The following is a 14,988-nucleotide window of genomic DNA, read 5'->3' on the forward strand; positions in this document are numbered from 1 at the left end:
AAAAAATGTATCTTTGGTATAAATACCACAATCTACGATGAACGGAACATTAAATAAGGTTATGCTAATTGGTTTTCTTGGCGATGACATCAAAATGCACTATTTTGATGGAGGAAACTGCATTGGTAGATTTCAACTCGCCACGAACGAAGTCTATATAAACAAAACCACAAACGAAAAAATCACCTCTACAGAGTGGCACAACTTGGTTGTACGAAATAAAGCCGCTGAACTTTGTGAAAAATATCTTTCCAAAGGAGACAAAATATACGTCGAAGGCCGAATCAAATCGCGCCAATGGCAAGCTGAAGACGGAAGTACTAAACACACCAGCGAAATTCAAGTGACCGAATTTACTTTTCTAACAACCAAAAAAGATAGCGAAAGTAACAAACAATTTCCTGCAACAGATATTGCAAAAAACACTAATTTTGCCTCAGAAAAAAATGACTTGCCTATAAACGACTTGCCATTTTGAATGTTTAACTAATCTTTACTAATTTGGACCCAGAGCCCAGTTTGTCTTTTATTAACACTATCGACACCCATTTAATATTGGGTCTTTTAGCGATAGTTGTTTTGTTATTTTTCTCCGCATTAATTTCCGGTGCAGGAGTAGCATTATTGTCTCTTTCTCAAAAAGAAGTTGATTGCTTATCTCAAGAAAATAATTCTAAGGGGAAAATTATTGCTAAACTTTTAGAAAAACCAAAAAAATTATTAGCAACTCTTATGATTGCCAATAACTTTCTTAATATCTCTATAATTTTATTTTTTGCATTTATTGGAGAAAATATTTTTGAAGCAATTTCCAATCCGTTTTTAAAGTTAAACGTCGAAATAATTATAATTGCATTTTTAATTTTACTTTTTGCAGAAGTATTACCAAAAGTTTATGCAAGTAGAAATCACGTGAAATTTGCTAAAAATATTGTATTTCCAATTGCTTTTTTAGATAAATTATTATCGCCAATCAGCTTACCATTACGTGCATTCACTATTTATCTGCACAACAAATTAGGCAAACAGAAAACAAATTTTTCTGTCGATCAATTGTCTCAAGCACTTGAAATGACAACCTCTGAGGACACTTCTTCTGAAGAACAAAAAATTCTAGAAGGAATAGTTAGCTTTGGGAACACTGATACAAAACAAGTGATGAGTCCTAGAATTGACATCTTTGCATTGGAAATCACAGAACCATTTATTGAAATTTGTCCTAAAATTATTGAAAAAGGATTCTCTAGAATTCCTGTATATCGCGACAACATCGATCAAATAGAAGGTGTTCTTTATGTTAAGGATTTATTACCACATATAAATACAAACGAATATGACTGGAAATCATTATTAAGAGAACCGTTTTTTGTGCCTGAAAATAAAAAACTAGACAACTTATTAAAAGATTTTCAAAGCATGAAAAGCCATCTCGCCATTGTTGTAGATGAATATGGCGGTACTTCTGGACTTGTTTCGCTAGAAGATGTTATCGAAGAAATTGTAGGTGATATTAGCGATGAGTTTGATGACGAACACATTAACTTTTCTCAAATTGATGACAAAAATTATCTATTTGAAGGAAAAATAAATTTGAAAGATTTTTACAGAATTATTGATGTCGACGAAGAATTATTCGAAAATAAAAAAGGAGAAGCAGAAACATTAGCCGGATTTATTCTTGAAATTTTAGGAAATTTTCCAAAGAAAAATCAAAAAATAGCTTTTGAAAACTGTCTATTTACAGTAGAAACAGTAGATCAAAAAAGGGTAAAACAGATAAAAGTGACTCTAGAATAAATCTTTCCATAAGATTTGAAATAGATAAAAAGAACAAAAAAATGACAAAAAGAACTATTGCTTGCATGATAATAATCCTAATTTCACTTTTAAATTACAGTTGTAAAGACGAGGTTTTACCTAAACCTTCTAGCTACTTACGACTGGATTATCCCGAAGCAAAATATGTTGGTTTTGAAAATGAATGTCCTTATGCTTTCGAAATGAATTCGGATGCTATCATAAAAAAGGAAAAGAATTGTGATTATACAATTACCTATCCTAAAATGAAGGCCACTATTTACTTGACCTATAAACCTGTTATAAATAATATTGACAAACTGTTACGTGATGCACAGAAATTAACGTACGAACACGTTATAAAAGCAGATGATATTTTAGAACAACCTTATTTGAATCCCGATAAAAAAGTTTACGGTATGTTTTATCAAGTGGAAGGCAACGCAGCTACGAACGCACAATTTTACGCTACAGATAGTACTAAACATTTTGTAACTGCTTCTATTTATTTTTATGCCAAACCAAATTACGACTCTATAATGCCAGCGGCAAGTTATATCAAAAATGACATGCAACGATTAATGGAAACTTTAAAATGGAAATAATATTTTAAAAGTATTACTGTTTTAAAGAAACATATTTACAAAAAAAGCTTCTCAATTGAGAAGCTTTTTTTATGCGAAATTTTAAAATATTAGATTTTTACCTCTTTTACTTTGTATGTCTTACCATCTGCGGCAGCTTCTACCACTTTAGTCAATTTTGCTTGATCTTGAACTGTTTTGTCAAAAGTAACTGTAGCCAACTTTGTATCAAAATCTACTTTAGCATCTTGTACACCATCCAGTCCACTTAAGTCTTCTTGTATTGTTTTAGCACATCCTATAGCGCATGTCATTCCTTCTATTGCAAAACTTGCCGTCTGAAGATTTTCAGCTGCAATTTCTTTTTTTACTTTTGGAACAGTACTTTCAGTAGCTTCCGCAGTTCCTTTCAAATCTTTTTCATTGGTTTTATCTTTACATCCAACAAATAAGACACTAGCAAGAGCGAAGGTCAACATTGATTTTTTGAAATTCATTATATTATAATTTTAGAGATTAAGAGTTCCTTTTAATACTTCAAAATTAATCAAAAAAAGAAGGAATATTTCATAAAATAATTACAATTTTGGGGCAAAATCAGATTTATGAAATCAAACCAGTTAAAATGGCTCTACTTAACACTTCTAGCCCTAGTTTGGGGAAGTTCTTTTATATTAATAAAAAAAGGACTCATTGGTTTAACAGCTTTACAATTGGGATCACTACGCATTATTTTTGCTGCTCTTTTTTTATTCCTAATTGGTTTTAAAAATTTATCAAAAATTCCTGCTCGAAAATGGAAATATATTGCCTTGACTTCATTAGTCGGAACTTTTTTGCCTGTTTATTTATTTGCTATTGCTCAAACAGAAATTGAAAGTTCTGTTAGTTCTATTTTAAACTCCCTTACACCTTTAAACACTTTACTTTTAGGCGCCTTTTTTTTCGGATTGCATTTTAAAAGAAATCAAATTTTAGGAATATTAATTGGCCTAACCGGAAGCATTTTATTGGTTTTTAATGGCGCTCTTAATCACCCTGAACAAAACTATTATTACGCTATTTTGGTCTTAATTGCTTCAATTTGTTATGCATTAAACGTTAATATAATAAAAAAACATTTACACGATTTAAGCCCATTGAGTATAACAACTGGTAATTTTACAATATTGTTCATTCCAGCTTTTATCCTGTTATTTTTCTCTGGTTTCTTTGAAGTGGTTCAGGAAATCAAAGTACAACAGTCTGTGCTTTTTATTATGATATTAGGCATAGTAGGGACCGGAATAGCCAATATACTTTTCTTTAAGTTAATACAAATCTCATCACCAGTTTTCGCAACTTCTGTAACCTATTTAATTCCTGTAATTGCTTTTGGATGGGGATTGTTGGACAATGAAATACTTACGCCCGTTCAATATTTTGGCGCCTTTATTATTTTAATAGGTGTGTATTTATCCGCAAAAAAATAATTGCACCATTACGAAACAATGATAATTTAAAACAATAAAGGCTGTCTAAAAGACAGCCTTTATTTAAATAATTCAATTAAAGATTACTGAAAATCAGCATCCGATACTCCTTCGTTTATTTTGACATCTGATATTTTTATATCCAATTCAAAACCTACATTTTGTATAATATTAAAAGGAACTTTAACTCCTTTTACTACTCTGTAATCTGAATAATTTGTAGTTTGAGAAATGCTCTTACCACCTTGCTCCATCACTTTCGTTTCAGCAACTTTTAAACCTGTATTTACATCATAGAAAAGCGTTGTTTTACCATTTTTGATTGCGTAAGCATCCTTACCATTAATAGATTCAATACTCTCTAAAATTAACCCTTGTTTTTTAGAAAGTAAAAGCTCTTCAATTGGAGTAGCAGCTGCTTTCATTTCGGCAAGCGCAGCACCTTCAATAATCTGACGTTGCCCTTGTTGCATCACATAACCTCCTTTTTCATTAACCACTTGCTTCATTATACTCATTGTCCCCATAGCCAACTCTACCATTAATTTTCCTTTGGCATCAATTTTAGAAACAAAAGTCAATGGAGAAGGCGCTTGAGGAATCGTCGTTGTTCCATTCAATGCAATTGTTTTAACAGCTGAAGCTGCTTTCTCACCACCGATAGCTATAATATAATTATCAATAACTGTTTTTGCAGTCAATCCTGCTGGAACTGGTTTTTTAAATTCTGGTTTAGCAGTTGGATTTCCGTACTTATCAAAATAGAAAACTGGTATCTGTAATTTTTCTAATCCAGCTGCAACATCAGATGCTTTTCCAACAATTACAATTCTACTGTTGTCAACTTTAAAATATTTGTTTGCAACTCTTAAGACATCATCAGCAGTTACCGCACTTATATTTTTAATGTAATTTTCGTAAAAATCAGCTGGTAAATTTTGAGTTTGAATTCTTAATGCATATCCTGCCACAGTTTGTGGTTTTTCAATTTGCATTACAAATCGACCTATATAACCCGCTTTTACACTAGCTAACATGTCTTCAGTCACTTTTTCAGTTCTAATTTTTTTGTATTCTTTTATAATCTCTACAACCGTACTGTCTGTCACAGCATTACGAACTTGCGTAGAAGCATTAAAAGTAGCAATACGCTTATCACCACTTATCGCTGTTCTTGCACCATAAGTCCATCCGTGAGCTTCTCTCAAGTTCATGTTAATATAACTATTGAAGTCTCCACCCAAAATTTGATTTGCTATCAATACAGCAAAGTAATCTGGATCTGTCATTTTTAGACTTGACATATTAACAACTGTAACTTCTGACTGTACCGCATTTGGCATGTCTACAAAGTTAATTTGAGTGCTTGATACATCTTTTGGATCCGTATAAGAAATAGAAGGAGCGGTATCTTTTTTCCATGAACCAAAAAACTTTTCTACCATTTTTTTAGTTTCATTGAATTTTACATCTCCTACAATGATTAGATAAGCATTACTAGGAACGAAATACGTACTGTAGTTTCTTTTTACATCAGCCAAAGTAACATTTTTCAAAGTTGCTTCGCTTACATATTCACCAGAAGGATGATCTTTACCATAAGCTAAAACATCTACTACTCTTCTAGCAACGGCAGAAACACTTTTCTCATTTGCTTTAAGACCTTCAATAAGTTTGGTTTTTTCTTTATCAAATTCTTCTTGAGTAAAATTTGGATTTAATGCGCCATCGGCCATTAACTCTAAAACTCTACCTGCATACTTTGATAAAGAATTTGCTGAAGCACCATTTGAACTAAAGTTAATATTAGCTCCTAGAAAATCGATCTCTTCATTGAAAGCTGTTTTAGAAATTTTAGTTGTTCCACTTCCCATCAACGTACTTGTCATATCAGAAAGTCCTTTTTTGTCTCCTTCTGCATATGGATCATTATCTAAAGTAAGACTGAAAGCAACTCTAGGCAATTTATGGTTTTCAACAACCATAACTTTCAATCCGTTTTTTAATTCAAAGGTTTGCGGTTTTCCGATTTTAACGGTTGGAGCAACTCCAGGTTTTGGCTGAGGAATGATTTGTCCTTGCATAATAAGTGTTAAGAACAAGCTTGATAAAATTAATATTGATTTTTTCATAATGATATATCTTAGTTTTGAGCTTTGTCTTTAGATGGAACATAATCCAAAACTAATCTTTGATTTGGATTCAAATATTTCTTGGCGATATCTCTAATCTCTTCACGTGTAACCGATTGATAAATATCGTTCTCCGTATTAATTAAATTTACATCTCCGTATAATAAATAGTAAGTTGCTAAATTATCTGCAATACCATCAATAGTTGAGTTGCTGTTTACATATTGATTCTCGAATTTATTCTTTAATTTCTGTAAATCTTTCTCACTTATTAATTCTGTTTGTAGATTTACAACTTCAGAATCTATTTCAGCAAGAATATCAGCAGCCGTATTAGGAGCTTGAGGTAATCCGTAGATAATATAACTTCCGTAGTCCTCTTGACTGTTACTAAAAGCACCTATTTGCAAGGCCATTTTTTTATCGTCAACAATTTTTTTGTACAATCTAGAACTTTTTCCATCCGTTAATATCGAAGAGATCATGTCTAAAACTCTTGCATCTCTAGTTTTCATAGACGGTGTTCTATAGGCAGCTACAATAGCAGGAATTTGAATGTTTGCATCTTCAAACTTTGCTTTTATTGTTTCTGTGATAGGATCTTCTACAAAAGTTTCTCTTTTAATAGCTGCTCCTTTTTTGATAGGTCCAAAATATTTTTGAATCCATTCTTTAGCTTGCTCCTTTTTAAAATCTCCTGCAACAACTAAAACAGCATTGTTAGGAACATAGAATTTCTTATTAAAAGCTTGAAATTCCTCTAAAGTTGCAGCATCTAAATGTGCCATAGAGCCAATTGTTGCCCAACGATAAGGATGCTTCTTAAAAATATTCTTTTTTACTTCTGCCAAAAAGTTTCCGTATGGTTGATTGTCAACACGAAGTCTTTTTTCTTCTTTTACAACTTCATTTTGCGTGTTCACACCAATTTGGTTAATAATAGGATGCAACATTCTCTCTGCTTCCATCCACAATCCTAATTCAAGATTGTTAGACGGGAAAACTTCGTAATAATAAGTTCTATCGTCAGTGGTGTTGGCATTATTCACACCACCATTACTAGTTACAATTTTGAACCATTCTCCTCGCTTTATATTCTCTGTTCCTTCGAATAATAAATGTTCAAAAAAGTGAGCAAATCCAGTTCTTTCCGGATTTTCGTCTTTAGCACCTACATGATACATTACAGATGTGATGACAGTTGGAGCTGACGGATCATTGTGTAAAATTACATGCAAGCCATTATCTAAATTGTATTCCTCAAATGCTACTTTTTGAGCAGAGGCTACTCCTCCTAGCATAAACAAAGCACCTAAAGCCATTAATGATTTTTTCATAAGGTTAATAATTTTGTTAATATGAATAATAAGTAGTATTCCTAAAGAGATTGTTACAAAAAAAAAGAAGAAAAATTCTACTTTAACACTTGTTCAATTCAGTAAGAAGAGTAATGAAAAAAGAACAACAAAAGGATGAATTAATAAGTAGTGATATTTTTTGTTACACAGATTGCAAGTTAAAAATATAATTGTATATTTGCAACCTTAAAAATTATTAAAACCAATCAGTATGTATGCAATCGTAGAGATAGCAGGGCAACAATTCAAAGTAAGCAAAGACTTAAAGGTTTATGTTAACCGTTTGACTAATGAAGAAGGTTCAAAAGTTACTTTTGACAAAGTTCTTTTATTAGATGACAACGGAACTATCACTTTAGGCGCCCCAGCTATAGAAGGTGCTTCAGTAGAAGCTAAAGTGTTACAACACTTAAAAGGAGACAAAGTTATCATTTTCAAAAAGAAAAGAAGAAAAGGATACAAAAAGAGAAACGGTCACAGACAATATCTTACTCAAATTGTAATCGAAGGAATTACTGGTGTTGGTGCTAAGAAAGCAGCTCCTAAAAAAGCAGCAGCTGAAACAACAGAAGAAGTTGAAGCTCCTAAGAAAAAAGTAGCTAAAGCTAAAAAAGAAGATACACAAGAATAATAACAAAATAAAACTAATACGTCATGGCTCACAAGAAAGGTGTCGGTAGTTCTAAGAATGGTAGAGAATCAGAATCAAAACGTTTAGGTGTTAAGATTTTTGGTGGTCAAGCTGCTATTGCTGGGAACATCATCGTAAGACAAAGAGGTTCAAAACACAATCCAGGTGAAAATGTTTACATCAGTAAAGATCACACACTACACGCAAGAGTAGATGGAGTTGTTATGTTCCAAAAGAAAAGAGATAACAAATCTTATGTATCTATACTTCCATTTGAAGTTGAAGCATAATTGAATTGTTTTCAAAATAAAAAAAACCTTTAGAGAAATCTAAAGGTTTTTTTTATGCATAAATTTTTTAATTGCTATCTAAAGAGATGATTCTTAACTTTTAATTGAAACACTTCCTTTGTGACCAACTAATATAAAAAAGAAAAGTAGATATCAAAATACTGAATCTTTAAGAAACAAAAAAAACGCCCTATAAAGAGCGTTTTAATAAAACATAAATCGTTAAAGAGTAGTAAAAAACTCGTAGTGGCCGCGACAGGGTTCGAACCTGCAACCCTCAGAGTCGAAATCTGATATTCTATCCAGTTGAACTACACAGCCATTTTGATTATAGATTGCTTATTAACAATTTTAGATTTGTAATTTAAAATCGTTAACAACACTATCCTTTAAACCAATAATTTCTTTACAAGTGTTGAAATAGTTTTTCCTTCGGCAGTTCCGCCTAATTGTGCTGCTGCTAATCCCATAACTTTTCCCATTGATGCAATTCCAGAAGCTCCAGTTTCAGCAATGATTTTAGCGATTACCGCTTCTACTTCTGCTTCGGTTAATTGTGCTGGTAAGAATTTTTCGATTACTGCAATTTGAGCCAATTCAGGTTCTGCTAAATCCAAACGATTTTGCTCAGTAAAAATCCTAGCGCTTTCTTTACGTGTTTTTACTAATCTTTGAAGCAATTTAACTTCGTCATCAGCAGAAATTTCTTCTTTTGATCCAGATGCAGTCTGAGCTAATAATATTTCAGATTTGATAGCTCTTAAAGCTTCTAGTGCAACTGTATCTTTGGCTCTCATGGCAACTTTGATATCGTCCATGATTTGTATTGATAAACTCATTTTATTTTAGATATTAGATTCTTATTATTAAATTCTCCTTTACAAAATAATCCGTATAAGGACACTAAATTATTGCCCCAGATAGAAAAGAAAAGCCTTTTTGAAAAAAATTCATTTTTTTATAAAACTTAAAAAGCGACCTTGGAAGCTCTTTTAAGTGCTTATAAAAAAGAATTTTTGATAAAAGCTTGAAATGACAGCTGGATTAAGGCACACAAAATTAAAGAAATTTAATGGGAATAACAATAAAACCACCGTTTCCTATAGTAGAAAAAATAACCCGAAAATTCAATTGAGTTTTCGGGTTATTTTAATTTAGTAAGTATTACTTAATCTACATTATCATGCAAATATGAATTGTTTGAACGCAATTGTAAATCATTATTACTATCCGTTCCTACTGAAATTCTTGAATTCGTATTATTTGCAGGATTATTAGAAATATCAATCCCTAATCGTTTGTATGCAGGTTCCTTTTCGTATTCATCAATTTTAGAAACGTTGTTATGAAACTTATAATTGAATTCTTTTAATTTCTTTCTTCTCTCATCTGCTCTCATTCGCAACGACTCTTCTATTGTCATTTCCATTGGAGAAACTGGTTCAAAATCAACATTTACAGGCTCTGATTTTTCCACTTGTTTCATGGTAATATTCAACTCAGCAGGAATTACAACTTCTGGCGTTTTTGCAACTGGTTTAGCTGTGAATTCTGGCTCTAGATCCATATACTCTTCTAGAGAATACTTAATTATTCCACTATCAGTTAACTCCGTTACTGGCACAAATTGCACCGCTTCATTTACTTTAATCTCTTTTGTTTCGTTTGTAAGTTCGAAAAGAACTTTATTTTCCTTTACTTCTTCTACTACTGCTGGCTCTGTTTTAAAAAGAGGTAGATCAAATGAAAAAGTAGTCTGCTCTTGTCTTTCAACAACTTTTGGCTGCGGAATTTTGGCTTGTACTACTGGTGCTGTAATTGTAAAATCTACATCACTTATAGGAGAGACAATTTCGAAAGTTACGTCAAGATTTTTAATAAATTCTGACATCACTGTTAATTCATCTTTTTGAATCAAAGGTTGCTCAATTACTGACTCAGGAACGACAACTGGCTCAGGAATTACAACTGTATCTTCTAATAAATCAAAAACAACTCTTTCATTGGAGTTCGAAACTTGCGAATCTGCATTTAAATCAAATGCTGTAACTGATTTACTGCTTAGATTATAAACACTTCTTTGTTCATCCTCAAGCGTATGAATTATTTTCTTAGGTTCTGTATTTACAATTTCGTTTTGTTGCTCAATATCAAATCCTGTTGCAATTATAGTTACTGCAATAGCATCTCCAAGAGACTCATCTTCACCAACTCCCATAATAATATTAGCATTGTGACCTGCTTCTACCTGAATATGATCGTTGATTTCTCCTATTTCATCAATAGTTATTTCATTAGTTCCAGAAACGATAAGCAACAATACGTTTTTGGCACCAGTTATTTTATTATCATTTAACAAAGGAGAATCTAAAGCAGCGATAATCGCTTCCTTAGCTCTGTTTTCTCCAGAAGAAACTGAAGATCCCATAATAGCAGTTCCGCTATTAAAAAGAACCGTTTTAGCATCTCTTAAATCGATATTCTGAGTGTAGTGATGTGTAATAACTTCAGCAATTCCTCGTGAGGCAGTTGCTAAAACTTCATCTGCTTTTGAAAACCCAGCTTTAAAACCAAGATTACCATATACTTCTCTTAGCTTGTTATTGTTAATAACAATTAACGAATCGACTTGCTTACGCAATTTTTCGATACCGATTAAGGCTTGCTCTTGACGCACTTTACCTTCAAAAAGAAAAGGTAATGTTACAATACCAACCGTAAGAATATCTCTTTCTTTAGCCAATTGAGCTATTACTGGCGCAGCACCAGTACCTGTTCCACCACCCATTCCAGCAGTAATGAAAACCATTTTAGTATTGCGATCCAACATTTTTTCTATGTCAGAAATGCTTTCAATCGCTGATTGCTGTCCTACATCAGGATTAGCTCCAGCACCAAGTCCTTCAGTAAGATTAACACCTAACTGAATTTTATTTGGTACAGAACTGCTCTGTAAAGCTTGAGAATCCGTATTACATACGATAAAGTCAACACCTTTAATTCCTTGCTTAAACATGTGGTTTATAGCATTGCTTCCACCACCACCTACTCCTATAACTTTTATCACATTTGATTGATTCTTTGGTAAATCAAATGAAATACTTCCAAATTCTGAGTCGCTCATCATTTTATTTGGTTTTTTTTTGAAATTGTTATATTATTAATCTTTTTATTATTTTTAAAGGCCGCGCCTTTTACTCTGCATTATCTAAAAAATCTTTAATCTTATCTACATAACGATCAAAGAAATTTCGTTGTATTCTATTTACAGTAGAATTGTGTTTTTCATTTACACTTTGATCTACTTGTTCTTCAACACTTTCGTACACTTCTTGTATGGGCGCTTGAACAACTGCAGGTCTGTAAGTTGGAATTTTAGGTTGTTCTAAAGCCTCAACTCGAATAGCACTTTGTGATTTATTCTCAATACTCTTCATTACCAATCCTACCGCTGTTGCGTACAAAGGACTTGATATTTCCTCATCTGAATTTCCAGCTAAATGCTCATTTGGATATCCAATTCTAGTATCCATACCTGTAATATACTCTACTAACTGCTTAATGTGTTTTAATTGAGCACCGCCACCTGTCAGTACAATACCAGCAATTAATTTTTTACGAGGATCTTCATGACCATATGCTTTGACTTCTGTAAAAACTAGATCAACGATTTCTACAACTCTCGCATGAATAATTTTAGAAAGGTTCTTTAATGAAATTTCTTTCGGTTCTCTACCTCTTAATCCAGGAATAGAAACAATCTCGTTATCTCTATTTTCACCAGGCCATGCTGAACCAAACTTAACTTTTAATAATTCCGCTTGTTTTTCAATGATCGAACACCCTTCTTTAATATCATCTGTAATCACATTACCACCAAAAGGAATAACCGCTGTATGACGTATAATTCCATCTTTAAAAATAGCTAAGTCAGTTGTTCCTCCACCGATATCGATTAAAGCAACACCAGCTTCTTTTTCTTCTTGACTTAATACTGCATCTGCAGAAGCCAAAGGCTCTAAGGTTAATCCTGACAACTCAATTCCAGAACTTTGAATACATCTCCCTACGTTACGTATAGAAGAAGCTTGGCCTACTACAACATGAAAACTAGACTCTAATCTTCCGCCATACATTCCTATTGGTTCTTTTATTTCAGATTGGCCATCAATTTTGAATTCTTGTGGTAAAACATGTATGATTTCTTCACCAGGTAACATCGCCAATTTATTTACTTGATCTATCAAAAGTTGAATGTCGTTTCCTCCTATCACTTCTTCAGGATTATGTCTGCTTATGTAATCTGTATGCTGAATACTGCGAATGTGTTGTCCAGCAATTCCAACTACTACGTCTTTAATTTTGTAACCTGAATTATTTTCTGCCTCTTGAACTGCTTGTTGTATTGATTGTATAGTTTGAGTAATGTTATTCACAACACCTCTAGCCACACCTAAACTTTTAGACTTTCCAATTCCTAAAATTTCTAGTTTACCATATTCATTCTTTTTGCCTATCATGGCAACTATTTTTGTTGTCCCAATATCTAGACCTACTGCAATGTTATCTTTTTCCATTATCTATTATTTAGTGCAAACTACTTGTTCCGTAAATCGGAGGTCAATTTTTTTATATTTATACAACGAACTATCTAAAACTGCTTTTTGAAAAAAAGCTTTATAATTTTTAAATTTTCGCTCCACATTATTCAGATTACCAAAATCAATTTGATAATTAAAATTCCTGTTGAGCATTATTAAGCTACCATTTGGCATAATTTGTATTCCGATTATATTTTTTTTCAAAAATGAATCATCAAAAATTACGCGAAACAATTCAGCTAAATCTTCGTTATTATTTTTATTTATTTCTCCTGAAACAAGGGGAACTCTTGCAGTGAAATTTGATGACAAAGGCATTCTATCCCCTTCGTAATCAATATAAAAAGAACCATTACTATCAAATACTCTAGAAACAGGAGTCTTTTGTTTTACCACAGCTTTTAAAACACCATCAATACTCACAAATACATCTGACTTCTCAATCATCTGATGTGAATTCAAGTTTTTTTCTAGCTTATTCAAATCTAAATTAACTTTTTCAATACTCGTTACCGCACTATTATTTTCTATTAACAATTTATTAACCGTTTCCTGTTTAATAAAAGGCGCGTTATCTCCTACAAAAGTAATGATTGTTTTTGACAATTTCCTATTTTCATTTCGTTTTGAAGTAAATGAAAATAAAAAAATAACCAATACAAACATTAGCACTAATCGTATGTTTATCCAATTAAAGAGTTTCATTTATCGCTTTCTTAATTGATGGTACTAATTCTCCAATATTACCCGCTCCAATTGTAACAATAACGGTAGCTTCACTTTTCAAAATTGAGGCTATTAAATCCTCTTTTTCTACTAATTTCTTATTATTATTGGTCATCTTTTCCATAAGCCATTGAGAATTTATACCTTCCATAGGTAACTCACGAGCTGGATAAATGTCTAATAAAAGTACTTCATCGAATGCTGATAAACTTTTAGCAAAATCATCAGCAAAATCTCTTGTTCTGCTAAATAAGTGGGGTTGAAAAACAGCCAAAACTTTTTGATTTGGATACAACTCCCTAACCGCTTGATTCACTGCATTTATTTCAGTAGGATGGTGTGCGTAATCATCAATATATACTTTATCAACGGTTTTAATTTGATAAGAAAATCTTCGTTTAATTCCCTTAAATGAAGCAACCGCAGCAGCAATAGCTTTAGTTGGAGTACCAAATAAATCTGCCATTGCAATAGCCATTAGTACATTCATTAAATTATGTTTCCCCGGCAACCCAAAATGAATGTCCTTAATAACCGAAGTAGGTGTTTGAACGTCAAAAACATAACTTCCATCACCAATCCTAACATTAAACACTTTATAAACAGCCTCTTCATTTATAGCGCAAATAACCCCTTCTATAGGGAGCTCTTTGGTAATAAAGAGTTTAGATTTGTCTGTTATTTTTGAAGCAAATTCTACGAAAGATTCTTCAATTGCCTCACTTGTACCATAAATATCTAAATGATCAGCATCCATAGAAGTTATGCAGGCAATATTAGGATGCAGGTGTAAAAAAGATCTATCAAATTCGTCCGCCTCGACAACAGTTATAGTTTTTCCATTTCCAATTAAATTAGAATTGTAATTTTCTACTATTCCACCAATAAAAGCAGTTACGTCAGCTCCAGCTTCATTCAAAATATGACCTAAAATACCTGATGTAGTTGTTTTTCCATGCGTTCCAGCAACTGCAAAACAAAAAGTATCTTTAGTAATTAATCCTAAAACTTCTGCTCTTTTTTTAATTATATAATCTCTTTCTATAAAATAATTCCATTCAGAATGAGCAGTAGGAACAGCAGGTGTAACAATAACTAAAGTATTTTCATTGTAAAAATCTGAAGGTATCAAATTAATATTATCCTCAAAATGTATTGAAATTCCGCTTTCTATTAATTCAGAAGTAAGAACAGAAGGCGTTTTATCGTATCCACAAACTTGCTTGCCTAAATTTTTAAAATAGCGCGCAAGATTGCTCATACCGATTCCTCCGATACCTATAAAATAAACGTTATGTATTTGATTTAAATTCATTTTTAATTTTCAATATTACTTGTAATAGCACTTTTAGTTTTACTTCCAAAATACCCGTAGAATGTTAAACTTGATTTTACTG

The 14,988-nt window shown here is 32.2% G+C and carries 14 protein-coding genes and 1 tRNA gene; 6 read left to right on the plus strand and 9 right to left on the minus strand.

All coding sequences use genetic code 11. The features are described from left to right. Window positions 1-37 precede the first annotated feature (37 nt). The 3 genes from H2650_RS00255 to gldD are packed head-to-tail and all read left to right on the plus strand — an operon-like array spanning window position 38 to window position 2,402. On the plus strand, window positions 38-478 hold the full coding sequence (locus H2650_RS00255; RefSeq protein ID WP_188048759.1) for a single-stranded DNA-binding protein: 441 nt from the start codon (window positions 38-40) through the stop codon (window positions 476-478). Window positions 479-501: 23 nt separating this feature from the next. Then, the gene (gene gldE, locus H2650_RS00260; protein WP_188048760.1) at window positions 502-1,797 is read left to right on the plus strand and encodes a gliding motility-associated protein GldE; all 1,296 of its coding nucleotides are present in this window, start codon (window positions 502-504) and stop codon (window positions 1,795-1,797) included. Between the two features lie 41 nt (window positions 1,798-1,838). Continuing rightward, window positions 1,839-2,402 (plus strand): gliding motility lipoprotein GldD, encoded by a 564-nt coding sequence (gene gldD / locus H2650_RS00265; protein ID WP_188048761.1) that lies wholly within the window; start codon window positions 1,839-1,841, stop codon window positions 2,400-2,402. An 89-nt stretch (window positions 2,403-2,491) separates the two neighbouring features. Here gldD and H2650_RS00270 read toward each other — a convergent pair whose 3' ends face one another. Continuing rightward, on the minus strand, window positions 2,492-2,878 hold the full coding sequence (locus H2650_RS00270; protein WP_188048762.1) for a heavy-metal-associated domain-containing protein: 387 nt from the start codon (window positions 2,876-2,878) through the stop codon (window positions 2,492-2,494). A 108-nt stretch (window positions 2,879-2,986) separates the two neighbouring features. Between H2650_RS00270 and H2650_RS00275 the strand changes: the two genes are divergently transcribed. After that, complete coding sequence (locus tag H2650_RS00275; RefSeq protein ID WP_188048763.1) at window positions 2,987-3,853, plus strand: DMT family transporter; 867 nt, start codon at window positions 2,987-2,989, stop codon at window positions 3,851-3,853. Window positions 3,854-3,936: 83 nt separating this feature from the next. Here H2650_RS00275 and H2650_RS00280 read toward each other — a convergent pair whose 3' ends face one another. Together H2650_RS00280 and H2650_RS00285 are read right to left on the minus strand one after the other, a co-directional pair. Continuing rightward, window positions 3,937-5,985 (minus strand): pitrilysin family protein, encoded by a 2,049-nt coding sequence (locus tag H2650_RS00280; protein ID WP_255462767.1) that lies wholly within the window; start codon window positions 5,983-5,985, stop codon window positions 3,937-3,939. A gap of 11 nt (window positions 5,986-5,996) precedes the next feature. Beyond that, on the minus strand, window positions 5,997-7,322 hold the full coding sequence (locus H2650_RS00285) for a pitrilysin family protein (RefSeq protein ID WP_188048764.1): 1,326 nt from the start codon (window positions 7,320-7,322) through the stop codon (window positions 5,997-5,999). 232 nt (window positions 7,323-7,554) lie between these two features. Here H2650_RS00285 and rplU point away from each other — a divergent pair, with 232 nt between their 5' ends. Beyond that, window positions 7,555-7,974: a 50S ribosomal protein L21 gene (rplU, locus tag H2650_RS00290; RefSeq protein WP_188048765.1), complete on the plus strand. Its 420-nt coding sequence runs from the start codon at window positions 7,555-7,557 to the stop codon at window positions 7,972-7,974. A 23-nt stretch (window positions 7,975-7,997) separates the two neighbouring features. Next, complete coding sequence (gene rpmA, locus H2650_RS00295; protein WP_121924086.1) at window positions 7,998-8,264, plus strand: 50S ribosomal protein L27; 267 nt, start codon at window positions 7,998-8,000, stop codon at window positions 8,262-8,264. A gap of 247 nt (window positions 8,265-8,511) precedes the next feature. On the opposite strand, the gene H2650_RS00300 is transcribed toward rpmA, so the two are convergent. From H2650_RS00300 to murC, 6 genes are all read right to left on the minus strand, one after another. Beyond that, a tRNA-Arg gene (locus H2650_RS00300) sits at window positions 8,512-8,585 on the minus strand. Window positions 8,586-8,653: 68 nt separating this feature from the next. Beyond that, window positions 8,654-9,103 carry a GatB/YqeY domain-containing protein gene (locus H2650_RS00305; protein ID WP_188048766.1) on the minus strand — a complete coding sequence of 150 codons (450 nt, stop codon included), beginning with the start codon at window positions 9,101-9,103 and terminating at the stop codon, window positions 8,654-8,656. A gap of 329 nt (window positions 9,104-9,432) precedes the next feature. Further along, a complete protein-coding gene (gene ftsZ / locus H2650_RS00310; RefSeq protein ID WP_188048767.1) occupies window positions 9,433-11,391 on the minus strand; it encodes a cell division protein FtsZ in 1,959 nt (652 codons plus the stop codon). 67 nt (window positions 11,392-11,458) lie between these two features. Further along, on the minus strand, window positions 11,459-12,841 hold the full coding sequence (gene ftsA, locus H2650_RS00315; RefSeq protein WP_188048768.1) for a cell division protein FtsA: 1,383 nt from the start codon (window positions 12,839-12,841) through the stop codon (window positions 11,459-11,461). Between the two features lie 6 nt (window positions 12,842-12,847). Beyond that, window positions 12,848-13,570: a cell division protein FtsQ/DivIB gene (locus tag H2650_RS00320; protein WP_188048769.1), complete on the minus strand. Its 723-nt coding sequence runs from the start codon at window positions 13,568-13,570 to the stop codon at window positions 12,848-12,850. Next, window positions 13,557-14,906 (minus strand): UDP-N-acetylmuramate--L-alanine ligase, encoded by a 1,350-nt coding sequence (gene murC / locus H2650_RS00325; protein ID WP_188048770.1) that lies wholly within the window; start codon window positions 14,904-14,906, stop codon window positions 13,557-13,559. Before murC ends, H2650_RS00320 begins: the two co-directional genes overlap by 14 nt. Between the last annotated feature and the right edge of the window lie 82 nt (window positions 14,907-14,988).

Origin of the sequence: Flavobacterium sp. GP15, assembly GCF_014281985.1 — a bacterium.
GTDB lineage: Bacteria > Bacteroidota > Bacteroidia > Flavobacteriales > Flavobacteriaceae > Flavobacterium > Flavobacterium pygoscelis.